The following is a 25,377-nucleotide window of genomic DNA, read 5'->3' on the forward strand; positions in this document are numbered from 1 at the left end:
TTAAATGATCACTGTTTAAAGATCATTTTATCGCTACAATAAAAAATCAATTATCTCAATTAAAACAAAAGGAAAGTCCGTGTTCAATAAAATAGCTTCACTCGTATTATTCACTTTTATCACTTTGCCAGTATTTTCAGCTGATATCAGCCCAACTGCAAAAAAAACAGCTGAATACGCCGTTCAAACCTATCAAGCCTCTATGGTTGCTAGCCTAACTGAGTTAGTGAAATACAATACATTAGCTGTTGATGGCGTTTCAGCGAATAACAATCCTGAGCATATTGCTTTTAAAGCAGAGCTTAAAAAACAAGCTGAAGATTTAGGCTTTGATTATACTGATGATGGTTATGTCGTTGTTATTGGTCTTGGCGAAAGTAAAGAACGGGTAGGAATAATCACCCACGGCGACATACAACCAGTGAATCCTAAAAAATGGCAGAAGTCGCCGTTTGAACTTGATACCACTTCAGAGCCCGGCAAACTTATCGCCCGTGGTACAGAAGATGACAAAGGCCCAATATCAACAGCGCTCTATGCCATGAAAGCGATTAAAGACAAAAATATAAAACTAAATAAACGTATCGAATTATATGTTTATATGGCAGAAGAATCAGACTGGGGACCGCTTCAAGAGTATATTAAAACGCATACACTGCCACAAACCAATATTACCATTGATGCAGAGTATCCTGTGGTCACCGCAGAAAAAGGCTACGGAACCATAAAAATAGCTTTTAATAAAAATAATTACACAGGTTTTGACGCTTATATCAGTGAATTTAGTGGCGGATTTTTTGGTAGTCAAATACCTGAAGATGCTAAAGCGGTCATTGCAAATGCAGATATGACTTTACTGCAGCAAATGATGGACAAAGCAAGAGACTATCAAGGTGTTAGTTTTGATTTCTTACTCAAAGAGACCCAATTAACGGTAACCGCACTAGGAAAATCAGCTCACTCATCTAAGCCACAAGAAGGCGTGAATGCTATTCCATTCTTAGCTGATTTATTGTCACAAACACGCTGGCCAAGTAACGGTGCAGGTACATTAGTGAACTTTATTAATGACAATATTGGTTTAGGGTTAGAAGGGAAAAAGTTTGGCAACATTGCCTATAGTGATGATTTTATGGGGCCTATGACGGTTTCTCCGACGGTTATTAAACAACTTAAAAACAACATTGAATTGAATATTAATATTCGTCGTCCACGGGGTAAATCAGCGCAACAGCTAACAGAAGAAATTAATCATGTTATCGCAACATGGAAGCTGACGAATATGGCTGACATTACCGAATTAGAGCATTATATTGGCGACCCTTTTGTTCAAAAAGATGCCCCACATATTGAAACATTACTGGCTGTATTTTCACACTTTACCGGAATAAAAGATGCTAAGCCTATCGCTATTGGTGGTGGAACAAATTCACGCTTATTTCCCAATGCCGTAAGCTTTGGTCCATCAATGCCCAATGCCAATTATACCGGACATTCGGAGCATGAATTTATTACCATGAAACAGTTTGTTTTAAATTTAAAAATGTATACAGCAGCTTTAGTTGAAATGGCTGCTGCCAAAGCGCAATAACACATGAGATAAGCCAGTAAGGAATAGGAATACGTATGAAAAAAACATGTATAGTTACCGGTGGTAGTTCGGGAATTGGCCTAAGCATCGTAAAATTATTTACTGACCATGGCTATCAAGTGTTTAATCTAGACTTACAACCCAGTAACCTTACTGTGCTTGGTTCTACTGATGTTTTGTGTGATATAAGTAATGTTGAACAAGTTAGCGATATTATTAGTGATATCGCTAAAACAACGACTATTGATGTTTTAATCTCGAACGCAGGTATTCACTTTTCAGGTAATATTGAGAACACCTCTGAAGCTGATCTCGATAAAGTACTTAATATTAATGTCAAAGGTGCTTATGCAGCAGTAAAAGCGGTATTACCGAATATGAAAGCCAATAAAAATGGCGCGATTATATTAATGGCTTCAGACCAAGCGTTAATTGCCAAGCAAAACTCGTTTGCTTATAACATCAGTAAAGTGGCGCTTGCTTCAATAGCAAAAACTACCGCGCTTGATTATGCTCTTTTTAATATTCGTGCTAATGCTGTATGTCCTGGCACTATTGAAACACCGTTGTATCATCAAGCCATTGATAATTATTGTGATCGCTCGGGTGCAAACAAAGCAGAGATCCATGCTGAAGAAGCGGCTTTACAGCCTTTAGGCCGATTAGGGCAACCCGAAGAAGTCGCTGAACTTGTTTATTTTTTAGCGTCTGATAAAGCTAAATTCATTACAGGCAGTTTACAAGTGATTGATGGCGGTTATACCGCACAGTAACAGTATTGATGGCTTTAGTTTCAATGTTAGTTTTAAACATTTAGAATAAAAACACATGATAAAAATAATCGATCCACACCTGCATTTATTTAACCTTGCGCAAGGCGACTACCAGTGGTTAAAAGCTGATAATCCCCCGTTTTGGCCCGATAAAAAAATAATCGAAAAAAACGTGACGGAAAAAGAGCTACATTTTTCTGCTCCTTTTGAAATGGCTGGCTTTGTACATATTGAAGCCGGCTTTGATAATCAGCAGCCTTGGCGTGAAATTGCTTGGTTAGAAAGTACTTGTTCCCTGCCCTTTAAATCGATTGCTGGTATTAATTTACGTTTACTAACAAATGAATTTCAACAAGCACTAAAAAAGCTTAACGGCTACAAATCTGTTGTTGGTGTGCGCGATATTCTCGATGAAAATGCTTTCGAGTATTTATCAAATCCTCAAGTTCAAAAAAACTTAGCGCAGTTGGCCAAGCAAGAAATGATTTTTGAATGCCAAATGCCTTTATCTGATGTTAAGGCCACCGCTCAATTAATAAAAGTAGTCAATGAACTACCGACGTTAAAATTAGTCATTAATCACGCGGGTTGGCCACCTGAAGACACACGTAGTAACGCATGGATAAATTGGCAACAAAGTGTTCAAGCACTTGGACACTATGACAATATCAACCTTAAATGTTCAGGTTTTGAAATGGCTAATCGGCAATACTCGTTGTTATGGCAACAACAGGTTATCAAACAATGCATAACAAGTTTTGGCGTAAATAAAACCATGCTAGCGAGTAATTTCCCTTTATGTTTATTTAAAGAGAGTTATCAAGAAAACTGGCTCGCTCATCAACAAAACAAGCAACTATCAGTAAACGATCTTGAATTATTATGTTATAAAAATGCGCAAAAATTTTATAAGTTTTCAACATAAAGATTAAACTAAGAAAAAAAAACTACCCACAACACCTCAGATAAAATAGTATTCCATTACATTATATTTTAATGGGTCAATTAATGGATAACTTCGACAGAAAAATTCTAAAAATATTACAAAATGATTGTACACAGCCCATCAGTGAGGTTGCGGCTCAAGTGGGTCTTTCAACAACCCCTTGTTGGCGGCGCATTCAAACCATGGAAAAAAACGGCATTATAAAAGGTCGTGTTGCTTTGGCTGATCCGGAGAAGTTAAATGTTGGCTTAACGGTTTTTGTAATGATAAAAACCAACCAACATAACCCTGACTGGCTTGATGATTTCAGTATCAACTCAAAAAAATTTCCAGAAATCATTGAATTTTATCGGATGAGTGGCGAGGTTGATTACTTACTCCGTGTCGTGGTTTCAGACATGAAGGCCTATGATGCTTTTTATAAGAAACTGATAGGCCAAGCAAGCTTTGCTGATATTAGTTCAAGTTTTGCCATGGAAGAAATTAAATATACTACCGCACTACCGGTTGACTATATGTAATCTAGCTTAGATATCGCTTTCCTCAAGTCATAAAATAGTCTAAAAACCAAGTGTATACTTTAGCTATTGATTTAAGTGTTTCGCATGAAACCGCAAATGTTCTTCAATAAATGATGAGATAAAGTAGTAACTATGATCATAGCCTTCGTGCACAGCAAGTGTTAATGGGTAGCCATTCACTTTGGCTGCTTCTGCTAATGCTTCCGGCATTAATTGCGTTTTCAAAAAATCATCAGCGCCACCTTGGTCAACTTTAGCGGGAATAAACTGCGTTGCTATACGCATCAACTCACTTGCATCATGCCTGCGCCAAATTGCGGTGTCTTTCCCTAAGTAAGTGGTAAAAGCTTTTTTGCCCCATGGCGTTTTTATTGGGTTGCAAACAGGGCTAAATGCTGACATTGAGCTGTAACGTTCAGGGTTTAACAGGCCAATGGTTAACGCGCCATGTCCGCCCATTGAATGTCCGCTAATCGCGCGTTTATTGGATACCGGAAAAGCGTCTTCAATAATGGCGGGTAATTCATTAACAACGTAATCGTACATATGATAGTGACGATTCCAAGGTGCTTGTGTGGCATTAACATAAAACCCTGCACCTTGGCCCAAATCATAACCTTCATCATCGGTAACACCTTCACCACGAGGACTAGTATCAGGAGCAACAATAGCCATGCCTAATTCAGCAGCCATGCGCAATGCCCCCGCTTTTTGCATAAAATTTTCATCGGTACAGGTTAGTCCCGACAGCCAATACAACACAGGCACTTTCTCCCCGCTTGATACTTGCGGTGGCAAGTAAATAGCAAAACGCATTGTGCAATTTAGCGTTTTAGATGGGTGACTATATTGCTTATGCCAGCCGCCAAAGCTTTTATTAACACTGATGTTTTCTATCGTCATGATAAAACTCAAAAAAATGCCACTTTTGTATTTATACGGCTACGCTAAAAGTGGCAAATAAGCGCACTTAACAGCGCTGATGGTGACTGAAAAAATTAGTCATATTATTTATCAAACGTTACTTATCAAAATGAATAACACTGCGAATACTTTCGCCTTTATGCATTAGCTCAAACGCTTCATTAATATCGTCAAGCCCCATGGTATGAGTAATAAAATCACTCAAATTAAATTCACCCGCTAAATAACGTTCTACGTAATCAGGTAACTCAGTACGACCTTTAACACCACCGAACGCAGAGCCTCTCCATACACGCCCAGTCACTAGTTGAAATGGGCGGGTTGATATTTCTTGTCCGGCACCCGCAACACCAATAATCACTGATTCACCCCAGCCTTTATGACAACACTCTAAGGCAGAGCGCATTAGGTTTACATTACCAATACATTCAAATGAGTAATCAACGCCGCCGTCTGTCATTTCAACAATGACGTCTTGAATAGGTTTGTCGTAGTCTTTTGGGTTAATAAAATCGGTAGCACCTAATTTTTTGGCAAGCTCGAATTTACTTTCGTTAATATCAATCGCAATAATACGACTGGCTTTCGCCATAGTTGCACCAATAACCGCTGATAAACCAATACCACCAAGGCCAAAGATAGCCACTGTTGCGCCCTCTTCTACTTTCGCAGTATTCATGACCGCGCCCATACCCGTGGTCACCCCACAACCTAATAGACAAACTTCTTCTAATGGCGCTTCTTTATTGACTTTTGCTAATGAAATTTCAGGTAATACGGTGTATTCGGAGAATGTTGAACAGCCCATATAATGGAAGATTGGCTGACCGTCTTTATAAAAACGGGTTGTGCCATCAGGCATTAAGCCTTTGCCTTGTGTCTCACGAATTTTTTGACAAAGATTCGTTTTACCCGAGAGGCAGAATTTACACTCGCCACATTCTGGTGTGTATAAAGGAATAACATGGTCGCCTACTTGAACACTGGTAACACCTTCACCAATTTGCTCAACAATACCACCACCTTCGTGACCTAAAACAACAGGGAAAATCCCTTCTGGATCATCCCCAGATAAAGTAAATGCGTCAGTGTGGCATACGCCAGAGGCAATTACTTTTACTAACACCTCACCTTTACGAGGCAGCATAACATCGATTTCTTCGATGGATAATGGTTGCTTAGGGCCCCAAGCAATAGCGGCTTTTGATTTAATAAATTTATCAGTCATCTTGATTCTCACTTTTCAATTAATCGCGTTTCTAAAAGTTTATATTGCAGACGAACTTGCTATATTTGAGCCTAGTCTACGGTGTTTAATGAAAGATGATAATACGTTAAAAACGTAATTCACTTTTACCAGTTGGTAACAATAAAGTGAGTATTGATAAAGTACCATCATCATGAATACATTACTTTAATGGCTGTGGCCTTGTGAAAGATTAATGATGCCGATACCTATAGCGACTAATCCCATACCAAGCCAAGTGGTTAACTCCAGATGTTGACGATACACAACCGTAGATAATAACGTCACGGTTATAATGGCTAACCCTGCCCACAACGCATGCACAATACCCACTGGCATACCTTTCATTGCTTGGCCTAAAAACATGAATGCGGCTAAATGCCCGAGTAAAACTAAAGCACTTGGCACAGGTCGAGTAAAACCATCAGTTTCTTTTAATGCAACATGAGACATTGCTTCAGCAACGACACCTAAAAAAAGGAATAACCAACTCATTTTTACTTCCTATAATGTTATGCAGGCAGTTATTGCCTGAGTAATGCTGCACTTTTTCTGAGTAAGTTACTCATCAAATAACTCAATCACAGCAAGCTTGTCTTGATGGTTGCTATTATATTTACTTCTAAAGAAATGATAATATGCTAATTTAGTAAATAACTTGTACACAGGGGTAACAATCATGCAGTGGGATGGGATTAGCGAATTTGTTTACGTGGCGGAAAATGAGAGCTTTACGCTCGCTTCAAAAAAAATGGCGATATCTACTGCACAAGTGAGTCGCCAGATAAGTGCGTTAGAAAAACGCCTTAATATCAAATTATTTTATCGAACCACACGAAAAGTCTCATTAACTGATGAAGGCCGTGTTTTTTATCAGCACTGTCGCAGCGTTCTCGATGGTTTAGATGCCGCTGAGCGTGCCATCACAAATTTACAATCTAAACCTCAAGGTAAAATTAAACTAACTGCTCCCGTCACCTATGGTGAAAAACAAATATTGCCGCTAGTAAATAACTTTATAAAGCAATATGACGATGTTGAAGTGTTAGCTTATTTAAGCAATCGTCAAATTGACATCGTTGATGAAGGGTATGACTTAGCTATTCGCCTGGGTAAATTAAGTGATTCAACAATGATGGCAAAAAAATTAGGTAAGCGAGCAAACTATGTTTGTGCCTCGCCAAGCTATCTAGAAAAACAGGGTATACCACACTCTATATCAGAGCTTAATAAGCACAGTTGTTTATTGGGAACAAATGATCACTGGCATTTTAGAGAGTCAGGCAGAGAAAAAAGTATCCGAGTAACGGGAAGGTTACGATACAACAATGGTTATAGCTTAACCGATGCAGCACTCAAAGGCTTAGGAATAGTGCAGTTACCTGATTACTATGTTCAACAGCATATTCAACGTGGCGAACTGGTTACCTTGTTAGACAGTTATCGTGCGCCTGACGAAGGTATATGGGCGGTTTATCCTCAAAACCGCCATTTATCACCCAAAATAAGGTTACTCGTTGACTATTTAGCTGAGCAGTTGCTTTGATTTCAAGGGTTATTTAAAGCATTTACAGAGTTAGTCGTTAGCTCAACGTTAAGCAACTCTCGATTGTATAGCAGGGTTTATCGGCACGAACACCGATCCCCCCCCCTCTTATTGGTCTCTTTTTATTCATTTTTAAAAATATTATTTAACATACCTGCAAGTCGAATACCTGCTTTAGCGATTCGTTCATTTAACAGTGGCGTGTTTTTATAAACATATTCATAACCTAATTCTTTATCTTCAGGAAAATCATAAACCCTTTCTCTTTTAGATTTAGACTCTTTCGCCCAGTCAAGATAAACAGCCTTTTGCCATAAAGTAATCGTTTCTGGCGTTTGGTTATTTAAAAAATGAGCATACTCAGTATAAGACAATTGCTGCCTCTCAAGAATCGAGGAATCCCAAACAGCATGAAGTTTTGTGGGTTTTCCAAACCATTTTACCGTTATTGTATTGCCACCAAGATCATCCCTTCGCCCAACATGTAGCGGTTGGTGGATATCGCCAACAAAATGTATATAAAAAGCCAATGCTTGCCACTTTTCTTTTTTTGAGAGGTTTGGATCTCGAAGTTTTTTTTCAAAATCAGATAACGCTTTTAATATATCACCTGCCTTATTCCTCACAAGTCCATTAAATAGTTCGTCATCATCAACAGAGATATAATGCCAAGGTTTAGCATAGTCCCAATTTTTATCTGAACGAATGTTATCAGGCCAATTGGCTAGTTTTGCTAACGGATCACCGTTAGTAATTTGCATAAGGGCTTGTTTAGCAGAAGGGTCGAGATTATCTTCTGCTATTTTAGCCACGATTCGGTGTCCATTGGGACCCAAGGCTAGAGCGGTTTTAATCGGCAAATGGGCGAGTGTAATTATCATAACCGCCAGCAAGCTTTTATTTATCATTTATATAATCCATGTTTTAGCGTTGTATTGTGAGTCTTTAAATCTTATTTTTATCTTATTAAAACATATGCTTTAGCATGAGTCATAAACTGATAACACATGCTAAAGCGAAACGACTCGCGATTACTTCAACGCATTAACCGTAACATTCGGTGAGCGTTTTACCACTTCATCATTTAATTCAATACCTAAACCAGGTACTTCAGTGACTTGGAAGAAACCATTTATCGGTTGTGGGTCTTGTAAACACAATTCACGATTCCAATGCTTGGTCGCATAAGTATGGTGCTCGTGGATTAAAAAGTTAGGGATAGCTGTTTCTAAATGCAAAGATGCAGCTGTTGCTACCGGGCCACCACAAACGTGCGCTTGAATACGAATATCATAAACATCAGCATAGTCACACACTTTTTTAGATTCGGTAAAACCACCACATAAGCCAACATCAGGCTGAAGTACATCAATACTTTGATCTTCAAAGTACTGGCGCACATCCCAGCGGTGATATAAACGCTCGCCACCGGCAATCGGTACATTAACTCGCTCAGCCACTTTTTTATGTACTTTAGCGTTCAAGTAATTAACAGGCTCTTCATACATCATACAGCCGACTTCTTCGACAATTTCGCCCATTTGAATCGCAGAAGCAGCGCCCATTAATGAATGCGATTCAAAAATAATATCAACATCTTCGCCGACCGCATCGCGAATAGCGCGTAATCTGTCGCCGAATAATCGCATTTGTGGTTTGGTGAATAATTTAGTGCGATCAAACGATGAGGTGCCATCAGCGTTATAAACAATAGGGTCTACTTTTACTGCGTCATAACCTTCTGCTACCGCTTTTAATGCCGCTTCAGCATATTCTTGAGGTAAGAATAACTTCTTAACTTCAACATCCCAATCAAACTGTAATTGGCTAGCATAAGTGCGTAACTTATCATTAACTTTACCGCCTAATAATTGATAAACAGGTACTCCCAATGCTTTACCTTTTATATCCCAAAGTGCGGTATCAATTGCGCTCATTGCCGAATATAAAACGGGACCACCACCAAGCCCCCAAAAGCTTTCACGCAACATTCGAGACCATAACAATTCTGTTCTAAACGGGTCAAAGCCAATCAATACCGCTTCGGTAATTTCTTTTATCATCGCCGCTGCAGCGCTATGTCCCCAATCATAAGCAAGCCCTGCTTCACCGACACCAGAAATACCTTCGTCAGTATGAACACGAATAAAAACAGGGTTCCAACCAGCGCGATCTGGACATTCAATATCAAAAATTTCTACGTGAGTTACTTTCATTTTATCTTCTCTAAATAGGTTGAGGTTTGTCGCAGAGAACTTACTTCAATAGTGGCGTACGAGATGCAAATACGGCTTTATTATTGTTAGGTCGCAAAGTTAGGGTCAGCACGATACACTTTTCTGACCATGGCCGGCCAAGACTTTTGCCCACCGGAACTGCCCGTATGAACAATATTAGCTTGTGCTTTAATACCGTCGACAATGCTTTGGTCTACTAAAATGGGGGCCATTGCGGTTGCCATCACTTGCAATTGTACTTGGCAAGCACGCGTTAAGTCGTACATGTGCATAAACGCATCACCGATTGTATCTCCTAACGTTAAGCCACCATGATTTCTCAGCAACATAAAATTTGCCGTGCCTAAGTTATTTTGTAAGCGTAATTTTTCATCAGCGTTTACCGCTAAACCTTCGTAATCATGATAGCTAAGAGAGGCAAGTGCAAACATAGCATATTGACTTAACGGTAATAACCCTTCTTCTAAGCTAGCGACCGCGATAGTTTCATTAGTGTGTAAATGTAAAACACATTGGGCTTCGTGACGTGCTTCATGCACTGCACTATGAATAGTAAAACCTGCAGGGTTAATTTCAAAAGGGCAATCAGGGTCAATAATATTGCCCGCTAAGTCTATTTTCACTAAATTTGATGCGGTTATTTCGTCAAAGGCTAAACCGAAAGCATTAATGAGTAAGTGCTCAGACTCAGGAATACGCGCTGAAATATGCGTGTAAATCAAATCATCCCAGCCATACATGGCGACAAGGCGATAACAAGCCGCTAAATCAATACGTGTTTGCCATTCTAGTGCTGACACTTTATTTTTTAAGTTAATCTGTGGAATAGTTAACATTAAAGTCCTTTAAACAATTGTTATTTTGGTATTTTAAATCATCGATAATACGAATCAAACCACTAGTTTAAGAAATCACCCTTAAAGTGTAGATAAAAATAAGCTAAGGTAAGTCGTCATTCACATTAGCTTAAATAAACATCTTAATTAAACTACCAATGAGTAAAATAAACACTAAAATTGGGATAATCTTTGAATACTTAGCTTGTTCCTCATCCCCCATAGGTTTACCAAAACGTTCACCGAATATAACCATTAACGCGATACCAGCAAATACCGCTAATAAAATCATTATTAATGTCATTATTTCTCCAATTATGAGTATCTAAATCAATTGCACATTGCATTAGCTGATTATTCAATTACCATAACAAGATAACACGTAAAATGCGTAAACAATAAAATGACTGCACCGGATAACTTTGCTGAAAAGCGAAGGTTTATTATAAGATTAGGGAAAGCTTTGCATAAGTTTGGTACGCCAGCTTATCGCCTAGAGGCACATCTGCAAGATGTCTCAACATTTCTTGAATTAAAAGCCTGTTTTATCATCACGCCAACAGCGCTAACGTTTGTATTATCTGAAGATGAAGAGAATCAGCAATATAACCATGTTATTCGTGTGAAGCCCGGTGAACTTGATTTAGGATCACTTGCTCGAACCGATGAGTTAGTTGACGAATTAAGTTCTGGACAGCGCACATTAACTGAAGCAATTGAACGACTTGATGAAATCGCCAACAAACCTAACCCTTACGGGCGTTTTCTTACTTTTCTAGCTTTTGGCGCTTCAAGTGGTGCTTTTTCCATGTTGATGCACACCAGTTGGAATGATGTGTTTTGGTCGGTATTGCTCGGTTTTGTTGCTTGCTTATTTACCTTTTGGGCTGAATACTCTCGCCGAATTACCGAGACACTAGAGCCAATTGCAGCCATAACAACCGCGCTATTGGCCTCGGCAATCACCCTTATCGATCCAACAATCAATATGCCATTGGTGATACTTTCTGCCATTATTGCCTTTATACCTGGCTTAGCCTTAACGCTTGGTTTAGCTGAATTAGCCGCTCGACATCTAATGTCAGGAACCGCACGTATTATGGATGCCATAATGATGCTGTTTAAGCTTTATTTTGGCGCAGTCCTAGGTATGGCGTTAGGAAAGTTATTTTGGGGCGAAGTTGTATACGTTACCCCCGGTAATATGCCAATTTGGACCGCATGGGCAGCCGTTACCACGTTATCAATTAGCTTGGTTATTTTATTTCGCGTGCGTAAGAAAGATGCACCTTGGGGAATGATTTCTGGCTATGTGGCTTACGGTGCGAGTATTATTGGTGCCGCTTATCTGGGGCCAGCGCTAGGCGCGTTTGTTGGAGCATTTGTACTGGGGATGTATGCTAATTTATTCTCACGCATTATGAGGTTACCTTCTAGTATTGTTAAATTATTAGGCCTTGTTGTACTTGTGCCGGGGAGTAAAGTTTATATCGGTTTAAACAGTGCGGTATCTGGTGTAAATATGCTCAATACCAATAATATTGGCTCAGAAGCCTTTTTAATTTTTATGTCGTTAGTGGCGGGGCTTATTTTCTCAAATGTTGCCCTACCCTCACGTAAAGCGTTGTAATATAAGTGCCTGAATGAAACAACCCAGTAAAAAAACCGCTTATCATCACGGCGACTTACGCAGTTCACTCGTAGAAACGGGTGCTAAAATGATAAAAGAAGCAGGCATCGAAGGGCTTTCATTACGAAAGCTCGCTGAACGCATTGGTGTTTCTCGTACAGCAACGTATCATCACTTTAACAATAAAAATGATTTACTTTGCGCGATAGCTGCATTAGGTTTTATTCAATGGACAAATATTTCTAATACGATATTTGACGACAAAAACCTTTCAGGGGAAGAAAAGTTTCGTGAATTTGTTTATCAGTACATAACATTTGCAACACAGAACGCTTCAATTTACGAATTGATGTTTGGCAAAACAATTTGGAAAAAAAACAATAGCGATCAAGCACTGCGTGACATCGCTTACCCAAGCTTTAATTATCAACTAGAAATGACCAAAACTTGGCAACAGCAAGGTTTATTGATTGACAACGAAAATAGCTTACGTTTAGCGCAAGTGACTTGGGGAACATTACACGGAATTGTCCGTTTACTTATTGATGGAATTTACCTTGATACCAGCCATATTGATGAAATGTGCGAGTGTGTAGTAAAGGTTTTTATTCAACAACAAAAAATATAACAAGGGTTAAACATGTCTGAAGACAACCAAAATAAAACAGCTCAGTTTGATCAGTTCTTTTCAATCACTTACCCTTTCAATGTGAACGCAACTCTCATTGAAAGTAACACTCCGCCAAGTTACCCCGCATTTATGAACACCATGCCCATGCCGTTTAAGATGGCCTCTGAAATAATCACACTTGACCAAACGGCATTAAGACCTTTGCAAACAATTGGTAGTGTTGCCGGACAGTTAGTCGATTATTTACATCATCAGGCCAAAAAAATTGATTTGCTCGTCAGTTATATTCTGAGTGAACAAGACAATGAAGCACAACGTTACCAAGGCACTGATTTCGGTGGTGGTGGTGTTATTTTTACCAGTAAAACCCCCTTCGCTGTTGGTCAATTTATTGAACTAAAAATATTCCTACTTGACGATAATTGTGCAATTTACTGTTGCGGTGAAATAATTTCAGTCAAGACTGAGAGTGATGAACTTAATAGCTTCAAGGTTATTTATCATCATATTCGTGAAGAAGACCGTGAAATATTAGTGCGTTGTAGCCTTCATCAGCAATCAAAGCAATTACAGATCTTAGCGCAAAAACGTAATGAAGAATCAGCTAAACAAACCTAATACTCTTTTTTATTGCACCTTGTTATTCGTGCAATAAGTCAGTATTACGATTTATGCTGTATTTACTCCTTTAAATCTATCTGATAAACCGCGCACTTTAACGCCTATTCCTTGTTGAATAAAGCAAAAACAGATAGCGTTATTAGATGACAATTTCAGGAACATACCTATGAACATGAATAAAAGAGCTTTTCTAAAAGCGGGTAGTGCAGGTCTTGCCGCATTATCCGTATCAACTGCTGCGTTCGCCTCATCAACTAAAATGGCTGAGTCAAAGCACTCAACACTGAAAAACATTACCCAAAGTGTTTCGGCTATAACTACTAAAGAACGTGAAATTCGCATTAAAAAAGCACAGAAATTAATGCAGCAAATGAATATCTCTGCACTCATTATTGAGCCGGGTGCAGCAATGGATTATTTCTCGGGTATTCAATGGTGGCGCAGCGAACGCCTAACCGCGTTAGTTATTCCGCAACAAGGTAAAGTCGGTATTGTTTGTCCCTTTTTTGAAGAACCCAGCATTCAAGAAAGTTTGGCTATTACTGGTGATATTCGTGTTTGGCAAGAACATGAAAGTCCTTTTGAGCGCATTAAACAAATATTAGTAGACCGGAATATTAGCCTTGCAAAAGGTACTATTGGTTTTGAAAATTCAGTGCGTTACTTTGTTCAACATGGCGTAATGAGTTTACTATCAAATATGCAGCATGTTAGCGCAGAGCCTGTAACTCGTGGTTGCCGTATCATTAAAAGCCACCATGAACTACAACTAATGCATAAAGCGAATGAAGTAACACTATTAGCTTATAGCGAGGTTTACTCAAAATTAGAAGTGGGGATGACATCTTCACACGTTAAAAGCCTGATGAGTAACGCACAATCAATGTTGGGTGGCAATAGCCCATGGAATATGGCATTAATTGATCAAGCAAGTGCTTTCCCACATGGCAGTAAAAAGAAGCATTTGATCCAAGAAGGTTCAATTGTTTTAATGGACTGCGGCTGTAATGTTCATGGTTATCAATCAGATATCAGCCGAACATTTGTTGTAGGTGAGCCATCAAAGCGTCAACGTGATATTTGGCAAACGGTACGTACAGGACAAAAAATAGCGTTTGAGCAAGCCCAAATAGGATCTGCTGCCGGTTTAGTTGACGATGCCGTAAGAAAGCATTATCAAGCACAAGGGTTTGGACCTGATTATAAACTACCCGGTTTATCTCACCGAACGGGGCATGGCATAGGTATGGAAGGCCATGAAAGTGTGAATTTTGTTCATGGTGAACAAGAGAAATTAAGAGCAGGCATGTGCTTTTCTAATGAACCCGGTATTTATATTCCAGGAGAATTTGGTGTTCGCCTTGAAGACTGTATTTACATGACAGATAAGGGCCCGCAGTGGTTTACTGTACCGCCCGACTCTCTAGATTCACCCTTAGGCAAAGTGGCTACATTTACTTAGTTGCCCTTTAGGCTTTATTTATAGACTTTGTTGATGATGATACAAAATATAAACAGGGTCATTTTTTGATATATTGATTATTGGAGTTACCATTGCCGCGCATGTAGTGAACACGCTAACTAACATGCGCGAATTATTTTACGCGGTAAAATAATCCCACTACAAGTTCTAACACTCAAGAATTCAGCACTATTAACCTTCTTTAATTCTCCCCTTTTGTATCACCTTTTCACACAACTCCCCCAACTTTATTAAGGCTTGTAATCTATGCCCTTTCGTTGGGTGTGCAAAGCTTAATCTCAGACAATTTGAGAACTTTTTGACCGATGAAAATAATCGGCCAGGAGTAATAATTATCCCTTGAGCAATCGCATCTTTATAAAGTAAGAATGTATCAATCTCTGTTGGCAACTGCACCCAAATAGCTAGACCACCGTCAGGTACAGTAAATGTTGTCGATATTTTCCAGTTATCTGCAATCGCATCAGTTAACTGATCTCTTTGCTTAAGCAGTACTTTACGGTATTGATGCAAGTGCCGTTCGAAATGCCCTTCGGCCAAAAAACTCGACAAGCCATATTGAATGGCTTGACTCGTCGATAATTGATAAACCAATTTCATGTGGACTATTTTGTTTAAGTGCTTACCCGCTACAATCCACCCAAGTCGTAAATCTCTTGATAATGACTTTGAAAAAGAGCTACATAAGATAAAATTACCCTGCGTATCATAATTTTTAAGCGACTCGACTTTAGAATGAAAGCCAAGGTCGCCATAGATATCGTCTTCTATTATGATGATATTTTTTTCTGTCGCAAGGGCTGCTATTTTACGTTTTTCTTTTGTTGGTATCAGTGCCCCCGTGGGTGTAGCAAAATTTGCGGTTAGCACACAGGCTTTTATATCCCATTTTTTTGTCGCTTCCTCAAGCGAATCAGCGGTTAAACCAATAGTGTAAGAAGTTGGCAGCTCAAGCACTTTTAATTTAAGTTGTTGTAATAACTGTAATACACCATAAAAAGCAGGGCTCTCTATCGCAACAATATCACCGGGTTCGCACGTTGCAGTTAACGCCAAAAACAAACTATTTTGACACCCTGAAGTAATGCATATTTCCTGTTCTGAAATATGAAGATCACGCCTTCTATAATGCTCACTAATTTGATGCCTTAATGGCAAATATCCGGTGGGTTCGCAATAATATAACGCATTATTTTGTGGATTCTTTCGTAACGCACGGCTGATATGTCGGTTCAATAACAATAAATGGTTTGGTGGTTTAGTAATGTCTAAGTTTATTGGCGCTATATCAAAAGCTGCCGTTCTTTCCATAATTTCATAAAAAATTTCAGGTACATCAACCAGTTTGGGTTTGTCGATTTGAGTTAGCCCTTGACTGATCTGTTGTTGAGGTTTAACGGCTGAAACGTAATAACCTGACTTTGTTTTAACAAAAACAATACCTCTTGCTTCTAAGGTGTGAAGGGCTTTTTGAACTGATATTTTTGAAACACTGTAAATACTTGCCAGATCACGAATAGAAGGCAGCTTTTCATTACATCGCCATTTGTTGTCTTCTATTTGCCGCATTAATTTATGAGCTAACTGTTCATATTTAAATTGTCTCATCTTATACCTCAGCCAATCAATCTGTACCTATTGTAATTTATTATACTGTATCTATAAATGACAGATTAACAATTTAAACTTCCCGCAATGTAAATCCTTACTGGGGAAACCAAATGAAATCATCAGACTTATTAGAAAAAAACCTCATTTTTAAAACCTCTGCCGTTGACGATAGAATTTATCTTCGCGAGCAGAAAGGTAAATATCAGCTGATCAGACGTAGTTTAAGCGGAGTCTTAATTTTACTTTTTGCCCTTGTTCCTTTTATTAAATTTAATGGTGTTCAAGCTGTATATTTTGATCTTCAGCAACAACAGGTGCATTTATTTTCACTGACTTTATTTCCACAGGATTTAGTGATTATGAGTTTGTTTTTCATTCTCGCTGCTTTTCTATTATTTTATGTCACACAATTTTATGGGCGCGTATGGTGTGGTTTCACCTGCCCCCAAACGGTTTGGATGCTGTTATTTAATTGGATAGCAAGAAGAGTTGAGGGTACTCATAACCAAAGTAAATCATTAAATGCGCAGCCAATGAGCTTAGCTAAGATTATAAAAAAAAGTATCAAGCATATTCTTTGGGGGAGTATTTCATTATTTACTGCCTTAATTTTTGTGTCATATTTCGTGACTGTTGATCAACTTTACTTCCCGTTCTTTACCTTTAACGCATCAGAAATCACCGTATATTGGGTGGTTTTCTTTGCCGTTTGTACTTATATCAATGCTGGTTGGATAAAAGAAAAGATGTGTCAGCATATGTGTCCTTACTCGCGCATTCAATCGGCGATGTTCGATCAATCAACCAAGATGGTCAGCTACGATAATATACGTGGTGAAAGCCGAGGAGCTAGAAAACGCTCGGAGCCTAAAACTGAGGCTATGGGCGATTGTGTTGACTGTAACCTGTGCGTTCAAGTCTGCCCCGTAGGCATCGACATTAGAGATGGATTGCAATACGAATGTATAAACTGCGGCCTGTGTGTTGATGCTTGTGATATGACCATGGACAAGTTCAATTATCAAAAAGGGCTTATCGCTTTTACTCATGAACAGCCCGCTAAAAACAGTTGGAAACGGCATTTAGGCTATGGCAGTTTTGTGTCAGTAACACTACTAACAATACTGGTATGGACAACAACTTGGCAAAGTTTTGATGTAAACATTATAAGAGATAGGCAATCGCTTTATCGTGTTAATCAGCAAGGTAATAATGAAAATACTTTTCTTTTCAAAATTAGAAATAAATCTACTCAAATAAAAAATTATGAAATTAAAATAAGTGATTTACCAAATGGAAAAATAACAGGTTCATCAAAAGTTAAAGTGCAACCAGGTGAGTTAACGGTATATTCGATTACTGTCGCGGTTGATAAACCATTGCTGAATACCAGAAGTAACGTGAATTTTACGATTATTGATGTCAATAATAACGATAGTATTCGTAAGAAAAGCTCATTTTATAGTGGCAATGAAGGTTGGTAGTAAGCTTAACAATGCACTGATTAGTCTGTAATTAGTGCACTTTTATCTAATAACCCTTTTTATAGTGGCACTTACTGTTACCATGGACATCTTTAAACTCATTGCTGCTTGTCATACTTTTAAACTCGCAACTCTTAAAATAATATGTGAATCGTCCAACAACATATTTTCAAATATTTTTTGATAATGTTTCAATTGTTACGCTGTTTATTTTCGTTAAATCAACGTTTATTATGTCATTTGATCTCTACACACCTGAACCAAATTAAGGAATACACATGAAAGCCATTGGTTATAAAAAATCTTTACCGATTAATGAAGCAGATGCATTAGTTAATATTGAGTTGCCTCAGCCGATAGCATTGGGTCGAGATATTTTAGTAAAAATTAACGCCATTGCGGTTAATCCCGTAGATTATAAAATCAGACAAAATAAGATGCCTGAAAATGGTGAGTATAGCGTTCTGGGTTGGGATGGCGTTGGTGAAGTAGTCGCTCTAGGTGAGAAAGCGACTAAATTTAGATTGGGTGATAAAGTTTATTATGCCGGTGATCTTAACCGTCAAGGAAGCAATGCAGAATACCAGTTAGTTGATGAACGTATCGTTGGGCATAAACCCAAAAGCTTAACTGATGCAGAGGCTGCGGCATTACCTTTAACGGCAATTACTGCATGGGAACTTTTATTTGAGCATTTATCAATTAAAAAGCAGCGTTCAGGCTCAACAGGAAAATCAACAGAAGTTATTTTAGTGGTGGGTGCCGCTGGTGGTGTAGGTTCAATTTTAGTGCAACTAGCAAAAGCCATTACGGGTGCAACCATTATTGCGACGGCATCACGTGAAAGTTCACAAAAATGGGTGAAAGATTTAGGTGCTGATTTTGTTGTTGATCATACAAAAGCGCTACAACCACAAATAAATGAGTTAATTTCCAAAGGAGAAATTAGGCAAGTGACTCATGTTGCTAGTCTAAATAGTACGGATTCATACTTTGATGACTATATTGATTTATTAGTTCCTTTTGGAAAAATAGCGATGATTGATGATCCAAAAAGTATTGATGTTATGAAAATGAAATTTAAAAGCTTGTCTCTACATATTGAATTTATGTTTGCACGGTCAATGTTCAATGCCAAAGACATTGAAGAGCAAAGCCATTTATTAAACACTATTGCCAACTTAATTGATCAAGGTGATATAAAAACAACAATAGGTAAAAATTTAGGTACCATCAATGCTGAGAATTTAAAAGCGGCACATCAAGAGCTTGAATCTGGGCGTTCGATAGGAAAAATAGTTTTAGAAGGTTTTTAACGTTAAGAAATAAACACGGTATAAATAAATTATACCGTGAGTTTTATTATCAGCTACTTCGTTGTTATTACGCGTTTAACGAAGTATTACGTCTGGCAATGAACAAAAAAAATTATTGTGTAGTGCTTAGCGAACTAAACACTTTATATCATTAAATTACTTGCGCTTTAAAAGTCTTTTTCTATTCATGAGTAAAACAGCAAATATAAACAGGATAAAAGAACTTGGCTCGGGTACAGTCGTTGGTTCTTGTGTATTTGATGCAATAAATGGATAAAGAAATTGGCGCGTACCATACTCATCATTCGTTAGCAGATTTGGATTACCTAATGGGTTTCCTACTGAAATCCCCAAGCCATTAGACTCCATAAGCAGATCAACACCTGACACAGGTGTCGCATTCCCTATATTGTATACCGACAATGATGAAGATTTAGGGTCGTACACATCAACCAAACTTGCCCACGAATTATTTAATGTATTTACAGGGTCATTAGGATTAAAGTTATCATCAATAAAAGAACTGCTGATATTACTTTCTGCATCACACAGCCCTAATCCATGTCCAATCTCATGCATAAGTAACCTTGAAAAAACATCTAGGGTATATACCGCATTACTATTGTTATTGAGGTAGATATCAACGCCAGAGATAGATTTTGCTTGATAGTTAGTTGTACCTGAGGTGAGCGTAGCTAATGTAAAATTTGTACTTATCCATGTTTCTCCTTGATTACGGTTATTACCTGGATCCCAAAAGTAAACATCGTTTACACCAAACAAATCAATTTATGCACCCACTATATTTGACCCGCCTGCAAGTATCCCTTGAACGTTTGATGAAAAATATGAGACAAACGATAAATCTGAATCTAGCCCAGAAACAGGGTCAACGGATGACCAAACATCAAATGCTCCTTGTACCGCATTAGTGAAATCTTGCTCACTAGGAAGTAAATTCCAAGAAAAAAAATCTCGATAGGCAGACATTGAACCGCCCTGCAACGAGTATATTAAACCACCATCAGAGAACGTTCACCGATGCCCGATATATCAAAATAATCAGCATTCCAACAACTGCCGACATCGAGTGTATGACTACCCGAAATTACGCCCGCATTTACAAATGGCGCAACACCACGAATAATAATGGCTACAAGTTTTTTGGTCATTCCTTTCATTTTTAATTTCTTAATCCATATGAGGAGAACAATAATTTACAAGGTTATATCTACTATAATATTCATCAATACTACGTTGACGATTAATACATCTAATAGTGTTTATTTTAACAAACGACCTTCGTATTAATAGGAGGAGAAGCACTCACTATATCGCTCCAAAAGTGTGTTTACTGAGTATTAACATTTAACGATTATTATATTTCTCAGGCTTTATTTAGCAATATTATATTGCAGGATATAATGACATAACCAATAAGAATGCCATGCTAATATTAAAAACCCTCAATCGCTTTCGATCAGTCAAAAGTACTTGTATTTTTTGCCCTAAAACTACCCAAGAACTTATACACGGTAGGTTTATTAGGCCAAAAACAATGGCCACAAACAACACAGAAAAAAAGCTCTTTGATGGTGCATAAAGGCTTATAGAAGTAAGCGCCATTGTCCATGCTTTGGGGTTAACCCATTGAAATAAAGCGGCCTGAATAAAGGTAAAAGGTGTAGCTCTTGAAGCCCCTTGCTCAAAACTACCTTTTGAACGTGCTATTTTAAAAGCCAGATACAGTAAATAAATAATACTGATGACTTTTAATATTTGATAACTCAATGGAAAGCTGTCAAATAATTTAATAACGCCCAGGCCGACTAAAGTAATCATCAAGGTAAACCCAACACCAACTCCTAGCAGATGAGGGATCGTTTTTTTAAAACCAAAATTTGCGCCTGAATTCATCAGCATCAAGTTATTTGGACCTGGCGTTATAGAAGACACGAACGCAAAAATAGTTAAGGCTGATAATATTTCAAAATTCAAAGTCAGTTTGCTCTTTATTTTTTACAATATGGAATAAAAGTTCAAGCATAAGTCTCATACACTATTTTATGCAGGATTTTTAGGTGTGGTATAACAAGTTGATGCGATGAGCACTCACATAGCTATACATTATTATAGAGGTGATAGCAGTTAAAGACGATTTTTAGGTTATTTAATATTTTATCTTTCAAAAAAGAAAGGGAAGGTAATAAATCATTAATGTTGAAGTAGATACGTAGAGGATTTTATCTATAACGCATAGGTAAGAGAATGTACAAAGTACATTCGACTTACCTATTTGTTATATATTATCGCTTAAACAGCAACAACTTTATTTGCACATGGTCCTTTCTGACCTTGTCCAACTTCAAACTCAACAGCTTGACCGTCAGCCAATGTAGCGTATTCACCGCCAGATTGGATTTCTGAATGATGTACAAACAAATCTTTACTGCCGTCTTCTGGAGTAATAAATCCGAAACCTTTATCTGCATTAAACCACTTAACTATACCTTTACTCATAACACTCTCTTTTCATTGGTGAAAAATATAAACCTAACTCGCTATCACCATGACGAGTTAGAATTTGAATCTTACTGATCCAATCTATATAAATAATTATAGACTGTATTAATAATTAACGATGCATGCCACCTTTCTTTTTCATACTGACTACTTTTCGTGCTATATCAAGTAATTCAGGTGAAACATCATCAGCCCCGTCTTTTATTAACTTACTTACATCACCCGATGAAAAGAATGAACCACGCTCAGCCTTTACGCCCAATGATCTAACAAAATCTTTCGTTTTACCTGTACTACCTGTATCAATATACTTAAAAAGTATTTGTTCATTAAAGCTCTGAGGCTCTTGTTTCAAGGTAGTGATTTTATTGGTAAGTGACTCTATTTCCGACGTTAACATTTCAATTAACTCGGCAATATCTGAATATGGTTTCATTAAATTATTTAACTCTTCTGCTATTATCTGACAATGCCACAAGGCAATCACTTTACGGGAGAAGCAAGTCAGTCATAACTAGCATGCTTAAAAAATTATTATACAGTGAATGAACCCGAGTAAATAGTCTCTATTGTAAAAGGTAAGCGTTAATAGCAAACAATTATGACATTTACGTTTATTGAGTCACCACTAACCACAAATAACACTTAACTAAAGTTTACTTATCTTCATACCGTTTAATAATATAACTTACTGGCTGTAAATAGTTTTATTGAAAATTACCCTCACCATATTTAACAAGTTAAAGCGACGCGCTACTAAAACTTAACGATCAAAGATATTTCTAAAAAGCACAACCTAATCATTTTTTTTGATTAAACTATACAATTTATTGCACTTGATTGTTTATTTCTTAAGCTTATAATTTCAGTAATTATTATAAAACAACCTCAGTAACAATGAAAAAAACAGACCCAAACAATATAAACATCTATCTTTTGATTTTTTTGCTATTAAGCCTATTTATTTCCGCTTTAGTGATTGCATCAACAGCCAACCCAGAAGTGAAAACTAAAGCAGTTTTTGAACAAATAGAATCTGCATTATTAACATTAAAAAGTAAAAATGAGTTTACTAAAAGCAATGTCAAAGGGGTGTTAACTCAATACCTTCTTCCTGAAGTGGATGTTCAATATTTTAGCTATAAAGTGCTTAACCAAAACCTTCCAAAAATATCAGCAGAGCTTAGAACAGAATTTATTACTGAATTATCGAATCAATTAATCAATACGTATAGCAATTTGTTAAGTAAATATAATGGTGAGTCAATCGATATAGGCACAAGTTCGATATCAAAAAGTGGCAAAATATCTATGGTCAACATAACGATTACCGGTGAAAAAAAAGTCAACAAAGCCGTTGTAAAATTACTAATGTCTAAGGAAGGGAATTGGCAATTTTTTGATATTATTATTGAAGGTATTAGCTTGTTAGATGCAAAGCAAAAAGAAATAAATTCAAGCTTTAACAAACTAGGTATTGAAGGTACCTTAGCACATCTAAAAAACATCAATCAAAGAAGTTTTACTTCTTCATAGATAAATCAAAACAGTATAATATTTCAAATGGAATGGTTAAATCAAACGGATAATTTAAAAGCAATTACATTAGTACTTACCAATAAAAAATTTGTTATCGCTTCATTGTTTATTTTCATTTTTTATATGATTAAACACCTCATTGTAAAAATCATAAAAGCAAAATCGACACAAGATAAAAGACTACAGATTAATATCGTCAATAATATATTTACCATATTAATGATCGTAATGGTTTTTAATATATGGTCTGGCGAAATTCAAAAGTTTGCTTTTTCTATTGCCGCTTTTATCGTTGCAATTGTCTTAGCAACCAGAGAATTTATTCAATGTTTTATTGGCTTTGTTTATTTACTCTCTAGTCGACCATTTCGTATTGGTGACTGGGTGCAAGTAGGTAATAACTATGGAGAGGTTCATTCAACAGATTGGGCAAAGCTGACACTTTTAGAAGTTAATATAGATGATTATCAATATTCAGGTAAAACGTTATGCAATGCATCATTTTACCATTGTGCGTGATGACAGTGTTAATCCCTTTAAGTTTATTGATGAACGGTATAAAAATGCCAGCACTTACTGTAATGATTTCAACGAAGTTGCTGTTCGTTATAATCAACTCATTGAAAATCGATTAGATATTCCAATCGCGGGACCTGAGCGACACATTCAAGTAGCAACGTCTGAAATTGGCAACACACAAATATTCTTTACAATATTTTGTCCGACAGAAATAGCACTAGAAATAGAACACAAGCTCACTGCTGACTTTATGAAGTTATGGTTTGAACATAAAACGGTTTCATCGTCAACGTTAACGTAGACTTTAATATTTTTCATAATAAAGTTCACTCAGCAACCAATTGTTGAGTCACTGAGTAAACTTTAATTTATGCTGTTTCAGGAGCTTATGATTTATAATTTTTTTGATCGTTATTCAATAAAGTAATAGTACCATCAAGATGTACATCGCGTTGTGGGAAAGCGACAACAATTCTATGCTCTTCAAATAACTCATCTAATCGAAAACGAATATTACTTCTCGTTACTCTTAAAGCGGCTTCACCACTCGAGTTAATCCAAAAATTGACGTAGAATATTAATGAGTTATCGCCAAAGTCTTCAAAAACCACCACCGGCATAGGGTCAGTTAAAACTTCTTTTTGTGCCAGTGTTGCTTCTAAAATCAAGTCAGCGACGGTTCTAGCACGCGTACCATAAGCAACGCCCACTGATACACTTGTTCTCACTAAACTATCTCGAAGTGTCCAATTAACTACCGTATTTTCAAGTAACTTACTGTTAGGAATAAGTAAATGAACACCGTCTACCCTTCTGATACGTGTTGAACGCGTGTTAATTTCTTCTACAACACCTTTGGCATTTTCTACTTCTAAAAAATCACCTATCTTAATTGGTCGTTCCCACATTAAGATCCAGCCACTTATAAAGTTGTTAATAATGTTTTGTGCGCCAAAACCAAAACCAATCGCAATAGCTCCTGATAAAAAGGCAAAAGCGGTGATAGGTACATTAATCAGATCTAATGTGGTAATTAACATTATAACAATCGCTATAACATAAAAAACACGCTGCAATAAATGTATAATATTAGGATCTGTTTTACTTGTCGTTAAACGCCGCGTTACCGACCTAACGCTCCATTTTGTTAGTGACAAGCCAAGAAAAATAATAAGCGGGATTAATAATAATCCCCCTAATGTAACAGGTTGCTCAGCAACAGTAATAACCGTCGTAGATAAAATCGCTTTTATTTGTGAAAAACCCATAAAATCCCTTAAGTTAGCCAACTTTTATTTTGACCCTAAAAACACTTTAGAAGGGTCAACAAGAAACCGCTTACCAAGTGCTTCACGCCCTAACAACATTAAATAACTCATATCAGAGCGATCCGTTAACGT

29 protein-coding genes and 1 pseudogene are annotated in these 25,377 nt (G+C 37.4%); 14 read left to right on the forward strand and 16 right to left on the reverse strand.

Annotated elements, in window-relative coordinates; genetic code table 11:
- The first annotated feature begins 79 nt into the window (after positions 1-79).
- From H4J73_RS04370 to H4J73_RS04385, 4 genes are all read left to right on the forward strand, one after another.
- Positions 80-1,591, forward strand: a complete 1,512-nt coding sequence (locus tag H4J73_RS04370; RefSeq protein ID WP_182178207.1) for a dipeptidase — start codon at positions 80-82, stop codon at positions 1,589-1,591.
- A 35-nt stretch (positions 1,592-1,626) separates the two neighbouring features.
- Positions 1,627-2,364, forward strand: a complete 738-nt coding sequence (locus H4J73_RS04375; protein ID WP_182178209.1) for an SDR family NAD(P)-dependent oxidoreductase — start codon at positions 1,627-1,629, stop codon at positions 2,362-2,364.
- Between the two features lie 55 nt (positions 2,365-2,419).
- Complete coding sequence (locus H4J73_RS04380) at positions 2,420-3,289, forward strand: amidohydrolase (protein ID WP_182223214.1); 870 nt, start codon at positions 2,420-2,422, stop codon at positions 3,287-3,289.
- 83 nt (positions 3,290-3,372) lie between these two features.
- Positions 3,373-3,831, forward strand: coding sequence for an Lrp/AsnC family transcriptional regulator (locus tag H4J73_RS04385; RefSeq protein WP_182178213.1), 459 nt, complete (start codon positions 3,373-3,375; stop codon positions 3,829-3,831).
- A gap of 63 nt (positions 3,832-3,894) precedes the next feature.
- Here the strand turns inward: H4J73_RS04385 and fghA are convergent, their stop codons facing one another.
- From fghA to H4J73_RS04400, 3 genes are all read right to left on the reverse strand, one after another.
- The gene (fghA, locus tag H4J73_RS04390; RefSeq protein WP_182178215.1) at positions 3,895-4,734 is read right to left on the reverse strand and encodes an S-formylglutathione hydrolase; all 840 of its coding nucleotides are present in this window, start codon (positions 4,732-4,734) and stop codon (positions 3,895-3,897) included.
- A 118-nt stretch (positions 4,735-4,852) separates the two neighbouring features.
- On the reverse strand, positions 4,853-5,983 hold the full coding sequence (locus tag H4J73_RS04395; protein WP_220460001.1) for an S-(hydroxymethyl)glutathione dehydrogenase/class III alcohol dehydrogenase: 1,131 nt from the start codon (positions 5,981-5,983) through the stop codon (positions 4,853-4,855).
- Between the two features lie 186 nt (positions 5,984-6,169).
- Complete coding sequence (locus H4J73_RS04400) at positions 6,170-6,496, reverse strand: multidrug efflux SMR transporter (protein WP_182178217.1); 327 nt, start codon at positions 6,494-6,496, stop codon at positions 6,170-6,172.
- A gap of 184 nt (positions 6,497-6,680) precedes the next feature.
- On the opposite strand from H4J73_RS04400, the gene H4J73_RS04405 reads away from it, so the two are divergent.
- Positions 6,681-7,547: a LysR family transcriptional regulator gene (locus tag H4J73_RS04405; RefSeq protein WP_182178219.1), complete on the forward strand. Its 867-nt coding sequence runs from the start codon at positions 6,681-6,683 to the stop codon at positions 7,545-7,547.
- A gap of 122 nt (positions 7,548-7,669) precedes the next feature.
- On the opposite strand, the gene H4J73_RS04410 is transcribed toward H4J73_RS04405, so the two are convergent.
- The 4 genes from H4J73_RS04410 to H4J73_RS04425 form a co-directional block, all read right to left on the reverse strand.
- Positions 7,670-8,455 (reverse strand): S1/P1 nuclease, encoded by a 786-nt coding sequence (locus H4J73_RS04410; protein ID WP_182223213.1) that lies wholly within the window; start codon positions 8,453-8,455, stop codon positions 7,670-7,672.
- Positions 8,456-8,578: 123 nt separating this feature from the next.
- On the reverse strand, positions 8,579-9,763 hold the full coding sequence (locus H4J73_RS04415) for a mandelate racemase/muconate lactonizing enzyme family protein (protein WP_182178223.1): 1,185 nt from the start codon (positions 9,761-9,763) through the stop codon (positions 8,579-8,581).
- A gap of 86 nt (positions 9,764-9,849) precedes the next feature.
- Complete coding sequence (locus H4J73_RS04420) at positions 9,850-10,620, reverse strand: class II aldolase/adducin family protein (RefSeq protein ID WP_182178224.1); 771 nt, start codon at positions 10,618-10,620, stop codon at positions 9,850-9,852.
- Positions 10,621-10,750: 130 nt separating this feature from the next.
- Positions 10,751-10,924: a hypothetical protein gene (locus H4J73_RS04425; RefSeq protein ID WP_182178226.1), complete on the reverse strand. Its 174-nt coding sequence runs from the start codon at positions 10,922-10,924 to the stop codon at positions 10,751-10,753.
- Positions 10,925-11,023: 99 nt separating this feature from the next.
- Between H4J73_RS04425 and H4J73_RS04430 the strand changes: the two genes are divergently transcribed.
- The 4 genes from H4J73_RS04430 to H4J73_RS04445 all read left to right on the forward strand — a co-directional run bounded on the left by H4J73_RS04430 (position 11,024) and on the right by H4J73_RS04445 (position 14,964).
- Entirely contained in the window at positions 11,024-12,250 is a 1,227-nt protein-coding gene (locus H4J73_RS04430; RefSeq protein WP_182178228.1) for a threonine/serine exporter ThrE family protein, read from the forward strand.
- A 13-nt stretch (positions 12,251-12,263) separates the two neighbouring features.
- On the forward strand, positions 12,264-12,878 hold the full coding sequence (locus tag H4J73_RS04435; RefSeq protein WP_182178230.1) for a TetR/AcrR family transcriptional regulator: 615 nt from the start codon (positions 12,264-12,266) through the stop codon (positions 12,876-12,878).
- A 12-nt stretch (positions 12,879-12,890) separates the two neighbouring features.
- Positions 12,891-13,499 carry a PilZ domain-containing protein gene (locus H4J73_RS04440; RefSeq protein ID WP_182178232.1) on the forward strand — a complete coding sequence of 203 codons (609 nt, stop codon included), beginning with the start codon at positions 12,891-12,893 and terminating at the stop codon, positions 13,497-13,499.
- A 169-nt stretch (positions 13,500-13,668) separates the two neighbouring features.
- Positions 13,669-14,964, forward strand: coding sequence for a Xaa-Pro peptidase family protein (locus H4J73_RS04445; RefSeq protein ID WP_182223212.1), 1,296 nt, complete (start codon positions 13,669-13,671; stop codon positions 14,962-14,964).
- A 192-nt stretch (positions 14,965-15,156) separates the two neighbouring features.
- On the opposite strand, the gene H4J73_RS04450 is transcribed toward H4J73_RS04445, so the two are convergent.
- Positions 15,157-16,593 (reverse strand): PLP-dependent aminotransferase family protein, encoded by a 1,437-nt coding sequence (locus H4J73_RS04450; RefSeq protein WP_259366580.1) that lies wholly within the window; start codon positions 16,591-16,593, stop codon positions 15,157-15,159.
- Between the two features lie 113 nt (positions 16,594-16,706).
- Here H4J73_RS04450 and ccoG point away from each other — a divergent pair, with 113 nt between their 5' ends.
- Together ccoG and H4J73_RS04460 are read left to right on the forward strand one after the other, a co-directional pair.
- On the forward strand, positions 16,707-18,080 hold the full coding sequence (gene ccoG / locus H4J73_RS04455; RefSeq protein ID WP_182178236.1) for a cytochrome c oxidase accessory protein CcoG: 1,374 nt from the start codon (positions 16,707-16,709) through the stop codon (positions 18,078-18,080).
- 278 nt (positions 18,081-18,358) lie between these two features.
- Entirely contained in the window at positions 18,359-19,396 is a 1,038-nt protein-coding gene (locus H4J73_RS04460; protein WP_182178238.1) for a zinc-binding alcohol dehydrogenase family protein, read from the forward strand.
- Between the two features lie 156 nt (positions 19,397-19,552).
- Here the strand turns inward: H4J73_RS04460 and H4J73_RS04465 are convergent, their stop codons facing one another.
- The 6 genes from H4J73_RS04465 to H4J73_RS04490 all read right to left on the reverse strand — a co-directional run bounded on the left by H4J73_RS04465 (position 19,553) and on the right by H4J73_RS04490 (position 22,355).
- Positions 19,553-20,179, reverse strand: a complete 627-nt coding sequence (locus tag H4J73_RS04465) for a PEP-CTERM sorting domain-containing protein (RefSeq protein ID WP_182178240.1) — start codon at positions 20,177-20,179, stop codon at positions 19,553-19,555.
- Between the two features lie 6 nt (positions 20,180-20,185).
- Positions 20,186-20,386, reverse strand: coding sequence for a hypothetical protein (locus H4J73_RS04470; protein ID WP_182178242.1), 201 nt, complete (start codon positions 20,384-20,386; stop codon positions 20,186-20,188).
- Positions 20,387-20,409: 23 nt separating this feature from the next.
- The gene (locus tag H4J73_RS04475) at positions 20,410-20,568 is read right to left on the reverse strand and encodes a hypothetical protein (protein WP_182178244.1); all 159 of its coding nucleotides are present in this window, start codon (positions 20,566-20,568) and stop codon (positions 20,410-20,412) included.
- A gap of 235 nt (positions 20,569-20,803) precedes the next feature.
- The gene (locus H4J73_RS04480) at positions 20,804-21,394 is read right to left on the reverse strand and encodes a LysE family translocator (protein ID WP_182178246.1); all 591 of its coding nucleotides are present in this window, start codon (positions 21,392-21,394) and stop codon (positions 20,804-20,806) included.
- A 315-nt stretch (positions 21,395-21,709) separates the two neighbouring features.
- Positions 21,710-21,916, reverse strand: a complete 207-nt coding sequence (locus H4J73_RS04485; protein ID WP_081150364.1) for a cold-shock protein — start codon at positions 21,914-21,916, stop codon at positions 21,710-21,712.
- Between the two features lie 115 nt (positions 21,917-22,031).
- A complete protein-coding gene (locus H4J73_RS04490; protein WP_182178248.1) occupies positions 22,032-22,355 on the reverse strand; it encodes a hypothetical protein in 324 nt (107 codons plus the stop codon).
- A gap of 461 nt (positions 22,356-22,816) precedes the next feature.
- On the opposite strand from H4J73_RS04490, the gene H4J73_RS04495 reads away from it, so the two are divergent.
- From H4J73_RS04495 to H4J73_RS20385, 3 genes are read left to right on the forward strand one after another with little or no spacing between them, the layout of a single operon-like run.
- On the forward strand, positions 22,817-23,455 hold the full coding sequence (locus H4J73_RS04495) for a phospholipid-binding protein MlaC (RefSeq protein ID WP_182178250.1): 639 nt from the start codon (positions 22,817-22,819) through the stop codon (positions 23,453-23,455).
- A gap of 27 nt (positions 23,456-23,482) precedes the next feature.
- The gene (locus H4J73_RS20380; RefSeq protein WP_259366581.1) at positions 23,483-23,977 is read left to right on the forward strand and encodes a mechanosensitive ion channel family protein; all 495 of its coding nucleotides are present in this window, start codon (positions 23,483-23,485) and stop codon (positions 23,975-23,977) included.
- Positions 23,952-24,278, forward strand: a complete 327-nt coding sequence (locus H4J73_RS20385; RefSeq protein ID WP_259366582.1) for a hypothetical protein — start codon at positions 23,952-23,954, stop codon at positions 24,276-24,278. The genes H4J73_RS20380 and H4J73_RS20385 overlap by 26 nt, the downstream gene beginning before the upstream one ends.
- A gap of 85 nt (positions 24,279-24,363) precedes the next feature.
- Here H4J73_RS20385 and H4J73_RS04505 read toward each other — a convergent pair whose 3' ends face one another.
- Both H4J73_RS04505 and H4J73_RS04510 read right to left on the reverse strand, forming a co-directional pair.
- Positions 24,364-25,245 (reverse strand): mechanosensitive ion channel family protein, encoded by an 882-nt coding sequence (locus H4J73_RS04505; protein WP_182223211.1) that lies wholly within the window; start codon positions 25,243-25,245, stop codon positions 24,364-24,366.
- Between the two features lie 24 nt (positions 25,246-25,269).
- Positions 25,270-25,377: pseudogene (locus H4J73_RS04510) on the reverse strand (RimK/LysX family protein); the annotation flags it as partial.

The sequence above is a fragment of the Colwellia sp. MB3u-41 genome (genome assembly GCF_014076845.1).
Taxonomy (GTDB): Bacteria; Pseudomonadota; Gammaproteobacteria; order Enterobacterales; family Alteromonadaceae; genus Colwellia_A.